We start from the raw sequence: 16,200 nt of genomic DNA on the forward strand, positions 1-16,200 counted from the left end.
TGGGGCTCGCTCGGTCCTCGCTGACGGGGGCTCGCGTATCTCCTGACGGCGCTCGCCCCTCGTTCCTTCCGACCCGGCTCGCCACGCCGGTCCAAAGCTACCGCCCGCGCCGCCCTCCGGTCCATGCGGCGCGCCGTTCAAATGTGACCGGAAACGGCCGGTTCGGGGCAGAACGCTCCCGTTGCCGGGGCGGGCGCTCAGGTGCCCGCGGCGTGCTCCACCACCCGCGCCCAGCGCTCCAGGAGGCCCTGTGCCACGTCCAGGTCGTCCCCTTCCGCCCAGATACGGGTCACGGCCTCCGAGGGGTCGGGGAGGATCAGGGCCCAGCCTCCGTCCTCCTCGACCACGCGCACGCCGTCGGTGGTGTCGAGGTGGTACCCGTCGGCCGCCTCGACGACCGACCGCATGACCGCCCCCTTGGCGGCCCACGGGGTCGGAACCGTGCGTTTGAGCATCTTCGCCTGCGGGATGCGGGCGTCGATCTGGCTCAGCGACAGCCGGGTGCGGGCCACCAGCCCGAGGATGCGCAGGAAGGCGGCCAGGCCGTCGACCGTGGGCGCGAACTCCGGCACGATGAAGCCGCCGCGCCCGTCCGCCGCGAAGATCAGATCGGGGTCGGCAGCCGCCGAGGTGAGGGCGTCCAGGGCCGTGGAGGTCCACTGCACCTGCGCCCCGTGGAACCGGCACACCTGCTCGGCCACGCGGGTGGTGGTCACGGGCAGGGCCACCCGGCCGCCGCGTCGCTCGGCCGCGACCAGGTCGAGGACGACCAGCTGCGCCCGCTCCTCGCTGATCAGCTGGCCCATCTCGTCGACCAGGGAGACGCGCTCCCCCACCGGGTCGAAACGTACGCCGAAAGCGGCCCTGGAGGACCCCACGAGCTCCGCCAGGCGCTGGAGGTCCCTGCGGCGCTCGGCGAGCGTCTCGGTCGGCGAGGCGTCGTCCAGGCGGTTGTTGACGGTGAGGACGTCCACCCCGACGCGGCCGAGCAGGCTCGGGAGCACCAGGGAGGAGGTGCCGCCCGCGCAGTCGATGACGACCTTCATCTCGGCGTCGCGCACGCCGGACATGTCGACCCAGCGCAGCAGCTCGCGGGTGTAGTCCTCCACGGCCCTGGCGGGGAAGCTCAGCTCCGCGATCTCGCCGGGGAAGGCGCGCCGGAACTCCTGCCGGGAGAAGACGCGCTCCAGCTTGCGCTGCGCGCCCTGCGACAGGTCGGCGCCGTTCTCGTCCATGAAGATGATGTCGACGCTCTGGGGGTCACCTGGGGTGGTGCGAAGGGCGATGCCGCCCGAGGCGGTCTCGTTGGAGGTGTGGAAGCGCGCGACGGGCAGCGGGGCGGCCTCCAGGTCGAGCACGTTGATCGCGCTCGCGGTCAGCGCGCTGATGACCGCGCGCTTGAGGGCGCGGGCGGCGCGGGAGGAGTCGCGCGAGGTGATGACCGACGCGCCCTTCTTCAGGGTGGTGGCGTACGCGCTGGCCAGGCGCACGCACAGCTCGGGGGTGATCTCGACGTTGACGAGGCCGGAGACCCCGCGCGGCCCGAACAGGCTTCGCTGGCCGCGCGACTCCCAGATCACGCTGGTGTTGACGACCGCGCCCGCCTCGATCGTCTTGAAAGGGTAGATCTTGACGCCGGAGGAGACGTAGGCCTCGGACTCGATCACGCACTCGTCGCCGACGACGGCGTTCTCCTCGATGCGCGCGCCGGTCATCACGTCAGTGTTCTTGCCGATCACGCAGCCGCGCAGGTGGGCGCTCGGCCCGATGTAGACGTTGTCGTGGACGACGGCGCGGTGCAGGAACGCGCCCTCCTTCACCACGACGTTGTCGCCGAGGACGGTGTACTCCCGCAGTTCGGCGCCCGCCTCGACCTTGGCGTAGCCGCCGATGTAGAGCGGGCCCTTCAAGATGGCGTCGGGGTCGACGGAGGCGCCCTCGGCGACCCAGACGCCCGGGGAGAGCTCGAAGCCGTCGGCGTCCAGCTTGACCCGGCCCGACAGGGCGTCCGCCTGCGCCTTGAGGTAGCTCTCGTGGGTGCCGACGTCCTCCCAGTAGCCGCCGGTGATGTACCCGTACAGCGGCGCGCCCTGGGCCAGCAGCTTGGGGAAGACGTCGGCCGACCAGTCGACCGGGACCCCGGGGGCGACCTCGTCGAGGACCTCCGGCTCCATCACGTACACGCCGGTGTTGACCGTGTCGGAGAAGACCTGCCCCCAGGTGGGCTTCTCCAGGAAGCGCTGCACCCTGCCCTGCTCGTCGACGATGATGATCCCGAACTCCAGCGGGTTCGGCACGCGCTTGAGCCCGATGGTGACGAGGGCGCCGTTCTCCTCGTGGAACCGGATCAGGTCGGTCAGGTCGATGTCGGTCAGCGCGTCCCCGGAGATCACCAGGAAGCGCTCGTCGCGCAGCTTGTCGGCGGCGTTCTTCACGCTTCCCGCCGTGCCGAGCGGGATCTCCTCGGTGGCGTAGTGGAGGCTCATGCCGAGCTCGTCGCCGTCGCCGAAGTAGTTGCGCACCAGGGCGGCCAGGAACTGGACGGTGACGACGGTCTCGGTGAAGCCGTGCCGCTTCAGCAGGCGGAGCACGTGCTCCATGATCGGCCGGTTGACCACGGGAAGTAGGGGTTTGGGCTGGTTGGCGGTCATCGGCCGCAGCCGAGTCCCCTCCCCGCCCGCCATCACGACGGCCTTCACAGATCACCCTCCGTCTGTTTCGTCACGGTGGGCACACGGTCACGCTCGCGCGGGCAGTAGTGGCCGCGGGGACTCGCCGGGACGGGCCCCCACGATCGCTCATGCCCGGCTCGCCCCTCCGATGAGCCGGCGCCCCTGAACCACGTACAGCGCCCCCGCCCACCAATACAGACCTGTTCCCCAGATGGCAAAGGCCCATCCCAAGATCCGGGCTATGTCGGCGTACCAACCGTCGTGGGACGCCAGGAAAAGCAGCGGGAAGGCGTAGAGCAGGTTGGCGGTCGCGGCCTTGCCGAGGAAGTGGACCGGCAGGGCCGACCCGAAACCGTGCCTGCGCAGGACCGGAACGCCGAGCAGCAGCAGGACGTCCCTGCCGACGATCAGGGCGGTCAGCCACCAGGGGATGACCTCGCGCAACGTCAGCCCGATCAGCGTGGCCAGGATGTAGAGCCGGTCGGCGAGCGGGTCGAGCAGCCTGCCCAGCTTGCTGGTCTGGTTCCAGGCCCTGGCCAGCTTGCCGTCGAGCCAGTCGGAGAACCCCGCCGCCATGAGCAGGGCGAGCGCCCACCCGTCGGCCTTGGGCCCCAGAACCAGCCACAGGAACACCGGCACGCCGAGCAGCCGCAGCAGGCTGAGCATGTTCGGAACCGTCCAGATCCGGTCCTCCGCCGATCTCACCCGTGACTCCCCTCGTGAACCTGGTGCCGACCCTAGCCGGTGCGCGGCCCCGGGCGGCGGCGGGGGCGAGCCTGGCCGCGATGCGTATCGTGAAAGGACGCACCCGCGCCCGTTCTCCGGGGACGAATGACGGGATCCTCCTCAAGTCGGAGACGGGGTCCTCCAGGCGATCACGAGATCGGCCGAACGGTGGAAGCAGCAGACCATTTTCTTCTTTAAGGTCGGTGCCATGGCCAATGACGCAGCCGTCTTCTTCGGGCAGTTCATGCGCTCGCCCGGCACCACCGGGGCGGTCGCGCCCAGCTCACAGCGCCTGGCGAGGGTGGTCGCCTCTCCGGTTCCCGAGCGCGGGGACCCCGTCATCGTCGAGCTCGGCCCGGGGACGGGCGTGTTCACCAAGGAGATCCAGCGGCGTCTCGGCGGGCGGGGCCACCACCTGGCCGTCGAGATCAACGCCCGGCTCGCCGTGGGGCTGGCCGAACGGCACCCCGGCGCCAAGGTCGTCGTCGGCGACGCCGCGCACCTGCCCAAGATCCTCGCCAACCACGGGCTCGACCGGGCCGACGTGGTGGTCAGCGGGCTGCCCTGGGCCGCCTTCCCCTCCGCGCTCCAGGACCGGCTGCTGGAGGCGATCCGCGAGACGCTGACGCCCGCGGGGACCCTGACCACCTTCGCCTACCTGCACGCCCGTACGCTGCCGCCGGCGATGCGCTTCCGCCGCCGCCTGCTGGAGGTGTTCGAGGAGGTCGTGCCGAGCCGGACGGTGTGGGGCAACGTGCCTCCGGCCTTCGTCTACCTCGCCAGGCGCCCGCGTTCCTGACCCTCGCACGGCCGCCGGGCTTCGCTCTACCATTGCGCGGCAACGGGAATGGAGTGATCACGGTGGACTTCACGCTTCCGGAGAGCGCCCGCGACGTACAGCGCGGCGTCGCGGACATCTGCTCGCGCTACGACATGGACTACTGGCAGCGGTGCGAGGCGGACAAGCGCTGGCCGGAGGAGGTGTGGTCCGAGCTGGCCAAGGGCGGCTGGCTCGGCCTCGCGGTGCCCGAGGAGTACGGCGGGGGCGGCCAGGGCCTGCTGGAGCTGACCGTGGCGACCGAGACCCTGTCGGCCTCGGGTTCGGCCGGCGGATCGGCGTTCACCTACGTGCTGACCCCCGGCTTCGGCGCGCTGACCATCGCCCGCCACGGCTCGGGCGAGCAGCGGGCGGCGCTGCTCCCGAAGCTCGCCGCAGGCGAGATCGAGACGTGCTTCGCGCTCACCGAGCCCGACGCCGGGTCGAACTCCCTGGCCATCTCGACCTCCGCCCGCCTCGACGGCGGCGAGTACGTTATCAACGGGCAGAAGATCTGGATCACCGGGGTCCAGCGCGCCAGCTGGATGCTGCTGGTCACCCGGACCATCCCGGCGGCCGAGGCCAGGCCGCGCACCAACGGCCTCACGGTCTTCCTGGTGAACGTGCCCGAGGCGGTGGCGGCGGGGCGGCTTTCCTACCGGCCGATCCCGAAGATGGGCGCCAACACCACCCCGTCCAACATGGTCTTCATCGACGACCTGCGGGTGCCCGCCACCAGCGTGCTCGGCGAGGTCGACCAGGGGGCGGCCGTGCTGTGGGACATCCTCAACCCCGAGCGGATCCTGCTGGGCGCCAGCGCCCTAGGCGGCGCGGAGGTGGCGCTGCGCGTCGCGGTCGCCTACGCCAAGGAGCGGGAGGTGTTCGGCCGCCCGATCGGGGCGAACCAGGCCATCGCCTTCCCGCTCGCGCAGGTCAAGGCGAAGATCGAGCTGGCGAGGCTGATGCTCTACAAGGCGGCCTGGCTGTTCGACCGGCGCCTGCCGTGCGGCACCGAGGCCAACATCGCCAAGCTCACCGCCTCGCAGGTCGCCTGGGAGGCGGCCGACCACGCCTTCCAGACGCACGGCGGGATGGCGTACTCCCTGGAGTACCCCGTCGCCCGCCTGCTGGCGGACGCCCGGATCGGCAAGGTGGCTCCCGTCACCGAGGAGCTTCTGCTCAACTACCTGGCGACCCAGGTGCTCGGCCTGCCCCGGAGCTTCTGAGCACGCGGGCCTCTGAGCCGCCGAACCCCGCGCCTCACGGCATGGCGGCCTCGACCAGGGCGTCCACGAGGCGGTTGTCGTCCCCCCGCTCCGGGTGCCACTGGACGCCCACGCAGAACCGGTGGCCCTGGAGCTCCACGCCCTCGACGATCTGGTCGTCGGCCCACGCCACGGCGAGCAGTCCCTCGCCGAGCCGCTTGAGGGCCTGGTGGTGGGGCATCGCGACCTCGATGCGGTCACCGACGGCCTTGCCGACCTTGCTGGAGACGCTCACCTGGATCACGTGCGGCGTGCTTGCGGCGTGCCGCTCGTGGTGGACCGCCTCGGGCAGCCACCGGATCAGGGTGCCACCCAGCGCGACGTTCAGGATGTGCATGCCGCGCGCCACGCCGAGCACGGGGACGCCCGCCTGGACGGCCGCGCGGGCGAGCCCGATCTCGAACCTGTCGCGCTGCGGCTGCGGCTCCTCCACTCTCTCGTCCCGCTCCTCGCCGTAGGCGCCGGGATCGACCTCCACGCCGCCGGCCAGGATGAGCCCCGACAGGCCGCGGACGTAGCCGTCGATCGCTCCCAGGCTCAGCGGGGGGATCAGCACGGGGGAACCCCCGGCCCTGTCCACCGCCTTCGCGTAGGCGGGCGGCGAGAGCACGGCCTCGCGGACCCACGTGCCCCATCGGGCGGCGTCGAAGTAGGTGGTGATACCGATCAGCGGTCGGGACATACGGTCTCCAGGGGCTCGCGCGAGGTCGTGCCGCCATGTCACGGCGGCACCCAGCCCATCAGCAGTGGCAAGCCCATCATGGCGCACAACATTTCCGGTATGTCACGTATTCGGGGTATCAGTCACGTCACTTCCGCAACATCTGTGCCACGGCCCACGCCCGTCCCCCGCCCCGTCGCCGCCCTGCCGGTACGCCGGGTGCCGGTGTGGAACGGTCCGCCGGTATCCACGAAATCAGCAGGCCCGAGTCGCGACCCGGACGAGGACCCGGAAATGGCATCCCGGGAAAAGATGAATGTGATTCTCTTTCATGTACATCCGCCCCCACCCCGGAATTCATTACGGAGAATCACCCGTCAATTACAAAGAGTTCGATTTCCCGTCACCTTGTGGTGAAACGGTTGTGGGGCTCAAGAGGGAATGGAAGACTCCAATTCGAGCGCTCGGTTGAGCTGGGGCCGCCGGACGCTCGTACCCGGACCGTCAGGGAGGTGGCACAACGAGATCGGATGCTAAATCCGGTCAATTAGGGTGGCGTCTATATATGTCGTTGAATCCACGTCTAGTAAAGGAAAGCTTCTCAGCCGTCGAGCCCGTCATGGGCAAGGCCGTCGCGTACTTCTACGGGCGGCTGTTCGCTGAGGGCCCACACCTCCGGAGCATGTTCCCCCCCGCCATGGACGTCCAGCGGGACCGTCTCTTCAGCGCGCTCACCCGCATCGTCTGGAGCCTGGACAGCCCCGACAGCCTCGGCTCCTACCTGAGCCAGCTCGGCAGGGACCACCGCAAGTACGGCGTGCTGGCCGAGCACTACACCGCCGTGGGCAACGCGCTGCTGGCGACCATCAAGCGCTTCGCCGGCGATACCTGGACCAGCGAGATCGAGGCCGCGTGGGTCGCGGCCTACACGGTCGCGGCCAACCTCATGATCGAGGCGGCCGAGGCCGACGCCGGGGTCGCCCCCGCGTGGTGGCTGGCGGAGGTCGTGGACCACGAACTGCGCGCGCCCGGCGTCGCCGTCATCACTCTGCGTCCCGGCACCCCGATGGACTTCGTCCCCGGGCAGTACGTCAACCTGCAGGTCGCCCGCTGGCCGCGCGTCTGGCGCACGTTCTCCATCGCCAACGCCCCGCGGCCCGACAACACCATCAGGCTGCACGTGCGCGCCGTGAGCGGCGGGTGGGTCAGCTCGGCCCTGGTCTCGCACACGCGGATCGGCGACACCGTGCTCCTCGGCCCGCCGGTCGGCACCATGGCGCCCCCGGACGGCGAGCACGCGCGCGACATCATCTGCGTCGCCGGGGGCACCGGCCTCGCCCCGCTCAAGGCCATCATCGAGCACGTCATCGCCTCGGGCCGCCGCCCGAACATCCACCTGCTGGTCGGCGCCCGCACCGCCGGCGAGCTGTACGACCTCGACGACCTGATCCGCATGGAGGCCGCCTTCCCGTGGCTGCGGGTCCTGCCGGTGGTGTCCGGCGAGCCCGGCTACGACGGCATGCGCGGCTCGCTCCCGGACGTCGTACAGCGCTTCCACTCGTGGGCCGACCACGACGTGTACGTCTGCGGCCCCTCCGCCATGGTCAACGAGACCGTGCGGCGGCTCCAGAACGAGGGTGTGCCCCCGGCGCGCATCCACTGCGACCCCATCCCCGGGGAGTCGCGGCCGAGTTCCCGCGAGCAACCAGATATCAGCGGACTATCCGGGCGAACTGATCACCCAAATCACGCGGAGTCCGGCGGGTGCCCGGGCAACGTGACACGATGATGCCGATCCGCGCGCAGCGGCCGACATGCCGATCGGGCGACCACGCCGAGCCGGGGGGACAGGCGATGCGGCCCCGACACCGCGAAAGGAAGGGCGATCATGCAGGGCACCCTGCTCGCCGCCGACACGAGGCGTTCCTCCCCCCACGTCGCACGGGCCTTGCCTGTCGCCACGGCGGTGCGCTGACTCCGATGGCCAAGCCGGTCACGCTCGTGACATTCGTGCTGCCCAGCGCGCTCGGGCACTGGGGCAGCGGGGCCACCGAGGTCCGCGTCTTCGCCGTCGCCGACTCCGACGAGAGCCGCCCCACGCTGGGCGCGGCGCTCCACACCCTGCGGCGCACCCACCCCCTGCTGGAGAAGCGGCTCTGCGACGAGCACGGCGGGATCCGCCGCCACATCAGCATGTTCGTGTGCGGGGAGAACGCCCGCCGCCTAGGCGGGCTGGCCTGCGCCTTACCCCCGGGCGCGGAGGTCTACGTGCTTCCCGCCCTGTAGAGAGCCCCCGATGACGGCCCGCCACCGGGGGGTGCGGGCCGGCCGACTCTCAGCGCGGCGACGGGGTGCCGGAGCGCACGGCACCCTTGAGCGCTGCGCCCCGCTAGGGGGCGACGCGGCCGGCGGCGTTGAAGGCGGCGTGGGTGAGCGGCATCAGCCCGGCCCAGAACGCCTCCATCTTCTCGGCCACCATCTCGATCTCGCGCTGCGGGAACGACGGCACGCTCGCGCGCTCGTCCTTGGTGCGCAGGGACAGGAAGTGCATCAGCGAGCGGGCGTTGCACGTGGCGTACATGGAGGAGAACAGGCCGACGGGCAGCACGGCCCGCGCGACCTCGCGGGCGATGCCCGCCGCCAGCATCTCCTGGTAGGCCTCGTACGACCGCCGGTAGGAGCTCTCCATGGTCTCGGTCACCAGCTTGTGCTGCTCGTCGTCGCCCTCGACGAACTGGTAGCGGCCCGGCTTGCCCTCCTGCACGAGCTTCCGCGCCCGCCCGGGCACATAGAAGACCGGCTGAAGCTCGCGGTACCTTCCGCTCTCCTCGTTGTACGAATTGTGAACGACCACGCCGTTGGCAAGGAAGTTGTGCCAGGGGCCCTCGACCGACAGATCGTAGGTCATCTCCTCGCCGCCGTCACCGATCGAGACGATCGGGTCGGGTTCGGCGACCGGCGGCTTTCCTCCGCGCGTGGGCGCTTCGGAGGGACGCGGCCCGGTCTCGCCGATCATGACCTTGTCTCCGACCTCCAGCTCCCCCGCCTTGCGCCAGGCCTCGGGAGTGAGGACGGCGTGGTCCACGGAGCACCTCAGCGACCGGCCGCTCGCGGTGCCGAGACGGATCAGCCGCTTGACCCCGGACTCCATGACATCGAGGATCTTGCCCTGTGACTCCAGCAGGGTCGTCTCGTCGAAACACCGCACATGGTCACGGCGCGTGTACTGCGGCGCTCCCCCACCCGCGCGGGGCCTGGTGCCATCGACGCCGTGATGCCAGAGCCGGTAGAGCTCCGCGATGGTCCGGCGGCGAACATGCCCTTTCTCGCTCACCAGCGTGATCTCGGAATCGCCTGCGAGGCACCAGCCGACCCTGTGCCGGTGGAACTCGCGGAAGACCAGGATCGGCGCGTTGATGAAGAAGGTCATCGAGTTGTGCTCGAACGGGCTGCCGTGCCGGTCGCGCATGAGGAAGTTGATCAGGCCCTTGGAGCGCTCGGGATCCTGGTGGACCGCCTCCAGGGACTGCTCCCCGGCGGTGGACACCCGGGCGGCCCAGACCACGTCGGAGTCGGCCGCGCTGTGCCTGACCAGCTCCACCGTCACATCGCTCACGAATTCCACGCCTCGGATCCCCCTCGTCTAGGCCGCCCACATCGTAACGGAGTGGCTTCGCTTCGGGGGATGTCGCGGCGGATCGTGATCGCAGGCGCCACGGCCGCCCGCCGCCGGGTCGCGCCCTCACGCCGGTGTCCGGCCTGTGGACTCTGAGGGCGCGCCCCGGCTTCGGCCGCTACTTCTCCGCCGCCTCCACCGAACCCCGGCACAGCCTCAACACGTTGGCGACGATCCGGGATCCGGCGCCGCCCTCGGCGGTGAGGATGGACTCGGGGTGGAACTGGACGCCGAACCGGCGGTTGACGGTGTCCTCGATGGCCATGACCGCGCCGTCGGGGGTCAGCGCGGTGACCGTGAAGCCTTTCACCTCAGGCTGCTTGGCGTGCAGCGAGTGGTAGCGGGCGCCGGTGAACTCGCCCGGCAGCCCGTCGAGCAGCGCGCTGTCGCCCACCCTGCGGACCAGCCCCCTCTTGCCGTGCTCGGGGTGGGGCAGCAGCGACAGGGTGCCGCCCGCGTGCTCGACCATCGCCTGCAGGCCGAGACAGACGCCGAAGACGGGCAGCCCCCTGGCGTACAGGGCGCCGACGAGGTCGGAGCAGCCGAAGTCGGACGGCCACCCGGGGCCGGGCGAGAGCACCGCCAGGTCCGGGGCGACCTCGTCGAGCATGGTGAGCGGGAAGCCGTGGCGCAGGGTGACGACGTCGGCGCCGTGCTGGCGGAAGTAGTCGGCGAGGGTGTTGACGAAGGAGTCCTCGTAGTCGACGAGCAGGACCTTCACCCCCTCCCCCGGGCGCTCGGCCGACGCCGCCGGCACGGCCCGCTCCGGCGGGGCGCCGACGGCGGCGAGGGCGCCGAGCAGGGCGCTGGCCTTCAGCTCGGTCTCCCGCTCCTCGGCGCCGGGGTCGGAGTCGAACAGCAGCGTCGCGCCGGCGCGGACCGTCGCCACGCCGTCGCGGATCTGGGCGGTGCGCAGGGTGAGGCCGGTGTTCATCGACCCGTCGAAGCCGAGGTAGCCGACGGCGCCGCCGTACCAGCGCCGGGCGGTCGCCTCGTGGTCCTCGATGAACTGCATCGCCCAGGTCTTGGGCGCCCCGGTGACGGTGACGGCCCACATGTGGGTGAGGAAGGCGTCCAGGGCGTCGAACCCGGGGCGCAGCCGGCCTTCGATGTGGTCGACGGTGTGGATGAGGCGGGAGTACATCTCGATCTGGCGGCGGCCGATGACCTGGACCGTGCCCGGGACGCAGATGCGCGACTTGTCGTTGCGGTCGACGTCGGTGCACATGGTCAGCTCGGACTCCTCCTTCACCGAGCTGAGCAGCGTGCGGATGGCCTCGGCGTCCTCCACGGGGTTGGCGCCGCGCGCGATCGTGCCGGAGATCGGGCAGGTCTCGACCCTGTCGCCCTGGACGCGGACGTACATCTCCGGCGAGGCGCCGACCAGGTGCTCGCCCTCGCCGAGGTTGAACAGGAACTCGTACGGCGCGGGGTTGATCTTGCGCAGGCCCCGGTAGAAGCCGGAGGGGTCGTCGCAGGAGGCGTGGAAGACCTGCCCGGGGACCACCTCGAACAGGTCGCCACGCCGGAACTTCTGCTTGGCGGCCTCCACGACCTCCGCGTACTCCCCCTGCTCCGGATTTTTCGGGATCTGGGTGGGTGTGGGGGGAAGCGGGACGGACTCCCCGGTGCGCGGGAGGCCGCGGGTCGAGACGCCGTCGACGGTGAACTCGTAGAGGTACTCCCGACTTGTCTCCCGCTTGCGGTCGATCACCATGACCCGGTCGGGCAGGTGGAGGACCAGGTCGCGCTGGTCGCCCTCGCGTTCGAGCGCCTGCCTGATCGGCTCGAACTGGAAGGCCAGGTCGTAGCCGAACGCCCCGTACAGCCCGAGGTGCTCGTCGTCGCCCGCGAAGGCGGCGATCACCTCGCGGATGGCCGTGAAGACCGTGGGACGGCGGCTGCGCATCTCCTCGGGCAGGATGTCCTCGGACTCGGCGACGTGGACCTCGACGTGGTCCACGGTCGGCTCCGTCGTGGTCTTGCCCGCGGCGAGCAGGCAGGAGGTGACGGCGGGCAGCACGACCCTGCCGCGCTCGTTCAGCGCCCGCGCGGAGATCTCGCGTCCCCGGGCGACGATCTCCAGGACGGGGTCGATGTAGGCGAGGTGCCATCGGCTGTACCGGCCGGGGTACTCCATGCCCGAGGACAGCACGCCGCCGCGCCGCTCGCCGAGGGAGGAGACCACCTCCTCCAGCACGGACTCGGGAACGTCGGCGGTCGTCACCTCGACACCGATGCCGCCCGCGGTTGTATATCCGCTCGTGTCCACCCTTGCCTCGCCCTTCTGGATCTTCGATTTGGCCCCGGGTGGGCATGAAAAAGGCCGCCTCCCGGGGCGGCCGTCCGAAATGAATGCGAAACATGCGCCGCCTAGGAGCGGCGCCACCACTGAGCAGGTGAAATCGTTCGCATGGCCAAATGGTAGCGGCCTTACGGACCCGCCGCCACTTCTTCGGCCAACAGCCCGGCGCGGGGACGGACGCCGGATGAGTGACATACGTCACAGCGCCCGGCGGCCGATAGCACTAGCATGTTACCAGTGAGTAAAGCGCTGCTTACATCAACCGGGGTATGACTCCGCTTACAGGCAGGAGCGCTCATGGCTCGGGTTCAGTACAGGGTGGTCGTCCACAGGGACGTGCAGGTCCCCATGCCGGATGGCGTCCTCCTGCTGGCCGACCGCTACATCCCGATCGGCGTGAGCAGGCCCCCCACCATCCTCATCCGCTCACCGTACGGCAGGCGCGGCCTGTTCGGGCTGGCGTACGGCAGGGCCTTCGCGCGGCAGGGCTTCCAGGTGATCCTGCAGAGCTGCCGGGGCGGGTTCGGGTCGGGCGGCGAGCTCACCCCCCTGGACGAGCAGGACGACGGCCTCGCGACGGTCGAGTGGATGCGGGCCCAGCCCTGGTACGGCGGGAGCTTCGCCATGCACGGCCCCAGCTACCTCGGTTACGCGCAGTGGGCGATCGCGCCGTACGCGGGCCCGGACCTGAAGGCCATGGCCACCCAGGTCACCGCGTCGCAGTTCCGCGACGCCGCCTACGTCGGCGGTTCGTTCGCCCTTGAGTCCACGCTGAGCTGGAGCACGCTCACCGCCCTGATGTCCGGGCCGCTCAGCGGGGCGGCGGTGTTCTTCGCCCCCCGCCGCACCCAGCGGGCCGTGCTCTCCGGGCGGCCGATCGGAGAGCTCGACGTGCTGGCGGCCGGCCGGCAGCTCCCGTTCTTCCAGGAGGTGCTCACCCACCACGCCGACCCCGCCGTGCCGTTCTGGAAGAAGAGGGACTTCTCGGCCACCGTGGGCGAGGTGGACGCGGCGGTCACCATGACCGGCGGCTGGTACGACGTCTTCCTGCCATGGCAGCTCAAGGACTACATGGCCATGCGGGCCGCCGGGCGCCGGCCGTACCTCACGGTCGGGCCGTGGCACCACGCCGACGTGCGGCACGGCCGCCTCGCCAACCTCGACGCGCTCGCCTGGTTCCGCGCCCACCTGCTCGGCGACACCTCCGGGCTGCGCGCCAGCCCCGTGCGGCTGTACGTCACGGGCGCGGACGAGTGGCGCGACTTCGAGGACTGGCCCGTGCCCGGCACCAGGAAGCGGCGCTGGCACCTGCAGCCGGGGTTCGGCCTGGCGACCGCCAACCCGGCCGCCGGGTCCTATCCCGACCGGTACCGCTACAACCCGGCGCGGCCGACGCCCGTCTCCGGCGGGCCGACCCTGCTCGGGAACTCCGCCCCCCGCGACAACCGCCGCCTGGAGGGGCGCTCCGACGTGCTCGTCTACACCGGCGACGCGCTCGGCGAGGACCTCGACCTGATCGGCCCGGTCACCGCGGAGGTGTTCCTCAGATCCAGCACGCGCCACACCGACCTGGTGGTCCGGGTGTGCGACGTGCATCCGGACGGCACCTCGCTCAACGTGTGCGAGGGCGTACGGCGCCTTCTGCCCGGTGCGCCGCCGGAGGACGAGGAGGGCGTCCGCCGCGTCGAGGTCGACCTGTGGCCGATCGCCCACCGCTTCAAGAAGGGTCACCGCGTGCGCGTGCACGTGGCGAGCGGCGCCTACCCCCGGCTGGCCCGCAACCTCGGAACCGGCGAGCCCCTCGGGACCGGCCACCTGTCGGTCGCGGCCGACCAGGAGATCTTCCACGACCCGGACCATCCCTCGGCCGTCATCCTGCCCCACGCCGCGAGCTGACGACCCCTGCGAGCCGTCCCCGGCACGACTTTTCACCGGTCTTTACGAGATGCGGGCAGCGTTGTCAAGGCGCTGCGGACGCGTGTTCGGCGACCGGCCCGATACCGTCGCCGAAGTGCCCGCCCCGGAGGCGTACGGCACCCGCGACACCACCGCTGACCTGGACCGATGCCCCCGTGCCCCTGCGGGCGGCGCCGGCGTCGCCGCTCGGCGCGCCAACAGGTCCGTTCGGCGAATGGTGAGGCGCGCGACCCCGTCGCGAAATTACGCTTCCGCACAACCGGATAACTAGCCCCATCAGGCTAGTTACGCCTCTCTTCTCCCTAGGAGAGTGTGTTGACGACGCCACCCAGCGATCAGCGCCCGGCCCGAAGCGATCGCAGCCCGTGGAACCGGCTGCTGCTCGTGCCGATCGCGATTCCCTTGATCCCCGCCCTCTACAACGCCGACGAGCCGCGCCTGTTCGGGTTCCCGCTGTTCTACTGGCTGCAGCTCGCGTTCATCATCCTCGGCGTCGGCGCCACCACGATCGTCTACCAGGTGGGCAAGAAGCGGAGCGGGCGATGAGCGGGCACGTCACCGAGCTGATCGTCTTCGCGATCCTGTTCGTGGTCGTGAGCGGCATGGGGTTCGTCGCGGCCCGCTGGCGCCGTCCCGACGACCTGGCGACACTGGACGAGTGGGGGCTCGGCGGCCGGAAGTTCGGCTCGTGGATCACGTGGTTCCTCGTCGGCGGCGACCTGTACACCGCCTACACGTTCGTGGCCGTGCCCGCGCTGTTGTTCGGCGCGGGGGCGACGGGCTTCTTCGCCCTGCCGTACACGATCGTCACCTACCCGCTGGTGTTCCTCGTGCTGATCCGGCTGTGGTCGGTCGCCCACGTGCACGGCATGGTCACCCCGGCCGACTTCGTCCGCGCCCGCTTCGGCTCCCCCACCCTGGCGCTGCTGATCGCGATCACGGGCCTGGTGGCCACCATGCCGTACATCGCGCTGCAGCTCGTCGGGATCGAGGCCGTGCTGAAGACCATGGGCGTCACCGGCGACCTGCCGCTCATCATCGCCTTCGCGATCCTCGCGGCCTACACCTACCAGTCGGGCCTGCGCGCGCCCGCGCTGATCGCGTTCGTCAAGGACGGCCTGATCTACCTGGTCATCCTGGTGGCGATCATCTACATCCCGAGCAGGCTCGGCGGCTGGGGCTCGATCTTCGACGCGGCCCGGGCCAAGTTCGACGCCACCCCGGCCCCGGGTGACGGCATCCTGCTCAACCCGAACAACCAGCTCCAGTACGTCACGCTGGCGTTCGGGTCGGCCCTGGCGCTGTTCCTGTACCCGCACAGCGTCACCGGGGTGCTGGCGGCGCGCAACCGCGGGGTGATCAAGCGGAACATGTCCGCACTGCCCGCATACAGCCTGCTCCTTGGCCTGATCGCGCTGCTCGGCTACATGGCGATCGCCGCCGGGATCAAGCCCGTCACCGCCGGCGGCAAGGCGGACGCCAACACGGTGGTACCGCTGCTGTTCGACAAGATGTTCCCCGACTGGTTCGCCGGGGTGGCCTACGCCGCCGTCGGCATCGGCGCGCTCGTCCCCGCCGCCATCATGTCGATCGCCGCCGCGAACCTGTTCACGCGCAACATCTACAAGGAGTACGTCAGGCGGGACGCCACCAGCGCCCAGGAGGCGGCCGTCAGCAAGATCGCCTCGCTCGTGGTGAAGATCGGCGCGGTACTCGTCATCCTGCTGATCGACCCGCAGTTCTCCATCGACCTCCAGCTCATCGGTGGCGTCATCATCCTGCAGACCCTGCCCTCGGTCGGCCTCGGCCTGTACACCCGCTGGTTCCACCGGGGCGGCCTGATCGCGGGGTGGGCCGCCGGCATGGCGTCCGGCATGTTGATGCTCTACAACGTCGCCAACCCGGCGACCGACCACGCCCACTTCGGCGGCTCGGCGTTCGCGCTGTCGAAGCTGGGCCTGGACACCAAGATGACGATCTACGCCGGTTTCCTCGCCCTGGCCGTCAACCTCGTCGTCGCGGTCGCCGGGACGCTGATCGCGCGGGCCGGCAAGTTCGCCGACGGGGACGACGCCACCCGCCCCTCCGACTACCTGGCCGACGAGGGCGACCCCCGGGTCCAAGAGATCGAGCTGTCCGGCTCCCGCTGACGGCCCGCCTC

General features: G+C 70.7%; 12 protein-coding genes. 7 read left to right on the forward strand and 5 right to left on the reverse strand.

Annotated elements, in window-relative coordinates; translation table 11 throughout:
* Window positions 1-197: 197 nt before the first annotated feature.
* Window positions 198-2,699, reverse strand: coding sequence for a mannose-1-phosphate guanyltransferase (locus tag ACGFIV_RS05895; protein ID WP_358553705.1), 2,502 nt, complete (start codon window positions 2,697-2,699; stop codon window positions 198-200).
* A gap of 99 nt (window positions 2,700-2,798) precedes the next feature.
* Window positions 2,799-3,377, reverse strand: coding sequence for a CDP-alcohol phosphatidyltransferase family protein (locus tag ACGFIV_RS05900; protein ID WP_358553707.1), 579 nt, complete (start codon window positions 3,375-3,377; stop codon window positions 2,799-2,801).
* 229 nt (window positions 3,378-3,606) lie between these two features.
* Here ACGFIV_RS05900 and ACGFIV_RS05905 point away from each other — a divergent pair, with 229 nt between their 5' ends.
* Both ACGFIV_RS05905 and ACGFIV_RS05910 read left to right on the forward strand, forming a co-directional pair.
* Window positions 3,607-4,197, forward strand: a complete 591-nt coding sequence (locus tag ACGFIV_RS05905; protein ID WP_358553709.1) for a methyltransferase domain-containing protein — start codon at window positions 3,607-3,609, stop codon at window positions 4,195-4,197.
* 62 nt (window positions 4,198-4,259) lie between these two features.
* Window positions 4,260-5,441, forward strand: a complete 1,182-nt coding sequence (locus tag ACGFIV_RS05910; protein ID WP_358553711.1) for an acyl-CoA dehydrogenase family protein — start codon at window positions 4,260-4,262, stop codon at window positions 5,439-5,441.
* A gap of 34 nt (window positions 5,442-5,475) precedes the next feature.
* Here the strand turns inward: ACGFIV_RS05910 and ACGFIV_RS05915 are convergent, their stop codons facing one another.
* A complete protein-coding gene (locus ACGFIV_RS05915) occupies window positions 5,476-6,162 on the reverse strand; it encodes a gamma-glutamyl-gamma-aminobutyrate hydrolase family protein (RefSeq protein ID WP_358553713.1) in 687 nt (228 codons plus the stop codon).
* 544 nt (window positions 6,163-6,706) lie between these two features.
* On the opposite strand from ACGFIV_RS05915, the gene ACGFIV_RS05920 reads away from it, so the two are divergent.
* Both ACGFIV_RS05920 and ACGFIV_RS05925 read left to right on the forward strand, forming a co-directional pair.
* The gene (locus tag ACGFIV_RS05920; protein ID WP_392832377.1) at window positions 6,707-7,930 is read left to right on the forward strand and encodes a globin domain-containing protein; all 1,224 of its coding nucleotides are present in this window, start codon (window positions 6,707-6,709) and stop codon (window positions 7,928-7,930) included.
* A 191-nt stretch (window positions 7,931-8,121) separates the two neighbouring features.
* Window positions 8,122-8,427 carry a hypothetical protein gene (locus tag ACGFIV_RS05925; protein ID WP_358553717.1) on the forward strand — a complete coding sequence of 102 codons (306 nt, stop codon included), beginning with the start codon at window positions 8,122-8,124 and terminating at the stop codon, window positions 8,425-8,427.
* 103 nt (window positions 8,428-8,530) lie between these two features.
* Here the strand turns inward: ACGFIV_RS05925 and thyX are convergent, their stop codons facing one another.
* Together thyX and ACGFIV_RS05935 are read right to left on the reverse strand one after the other, a co-directional pair.
* The gene (gene thyX, locus ACGFIV_RS05930; RefSeq protein ID WP_358553719.1) at window positions 8,531-9,757 is read right to left on the reverse strand and encodes an FAD-dependent thymidylate synthase; all 1,227 of its coding nucleotides are present in this window, start codon (window positions 9,755-9,757) and stop codon (window positions 8,531-8,533) included.
* 178 nt (window positions 9,758-9,935) lie between these two features.
* On the reverse strand, window positions 9,936-12,089 hold the full coding sequence (locus ACGFIV_RS05935; protein WP_358553721.1) for an anthranilate synthase component I: 2,154 nt from the start codon (window positions 12,087-12,089) through the stop codon (window positions 9,936-9,938).
* 330 nt (window positions 12,090-12,419) lie between these two features.
* On the opposite strand from ACGFIV_RS05935, the gene ACGFIV_RS05940 reads away from it, so the two are divergent.
* The 3 genes from ACGFIV_RS05940 (at window position 12,420) to mctP (ending at window position 16,189) form a co-directional block, all read left to right on the forward strand.
* A complete protein-coding gene (locus tag ACGFIV_RS05940; protein ID WP_358553723.1) occupies window positions 12,420-14,018 on the forward strand; it encodes a CocE/NonD family hydrolase in 1,599 nt (532 codons plus the stop codon).
* 336 nt (window positions 14,019-14,354) lie between these two features.
* The gene (locus ACGFIV_RS05945) at window positions 14,355-14,585 is read left to right on the forward strand and encodes a DUF3311 domain-containing protein (protein WP_392832382.1); all 231 of its coding nucleotides are present in this window, start codon (window positions 14,355-14,357) and stop codon (window positions 14,583-14,585) included.
* On the forward strand, window positions 14,582-16,189 hold the full coding sequence (mctP, locus tag ACGFIV_RS05950) for a monocarboxylate uptake permease MctP (RefSeq protein ID WP_358553726.1): 1,608 nt from the start codon (window positions 14,582-14,584) through the stop codon (window positions 16,187-16,189). The genes ACGFIV_RS05945 and mctP overlap by 4 nt, the downstream gene beginning before the upstream one ends.
* Window positions 16,190-16,200 lie beyond the last annotated feature (11 nt).

Source organism: Sphaerisporangium sp. NPDC049003, assembly GCF_043197795.1.
GTDB lineage: Bacteria > Actinomycetota > Actinomycetes > Streptosporangiales > Streptosporangiaceae > Sphaerisporangium.

What these genes read in the sequence shown, in the direction of transcription:
- ACGFIV_RS05905 (WP_358553709.1), top strand. Translation starts at nt 3,607, where the DNA reads ATGGCCAATGACGCAGCCGTCTTCTTCGGGCAGTTCATGCGCTCGCCC.
- ACGFIV_RS05915 (WP_358553713.1), bottom strand. Translation starts at nt 6,162, where the DNA reads ATGTCCCGACCGCTGATCGGTATCACCACCTACTTCGACGCCGCCCGA.
- ACGFIV_RS05920 (WP_392832377.1), top strand. Translation starts at nt 6,707, where the DNA reads ATGTCGTTGAATCCACGTCTAGTAAAGGAAAGCTTCTCAGCCGTCGAG.
- ACGFIV_RS05925 (WP_358553717.1), top strand. Translation starts at nt 8,122, where the DNA reads ATGGCCAAGCCGGTCACGCTCGTGACATTCGTGCTGCCCAGCGCGCTC.
- ACGFIV_RS05940 (WP_358553723.1), top strand. Translation starts at nt 12,420, where the DNA reads ATGGCTCGGGTTCAGTACAGGGTGGTCGTCCACAGGGACGTGCAGGTC.
- mctP (WP_358553726.1), top strand. Translation starts at nt 14,582, where the DNA reads ATGAGCGGGCACGTCACCGAGCTGATCGTCTTCGCGATCCTGTTCGTG.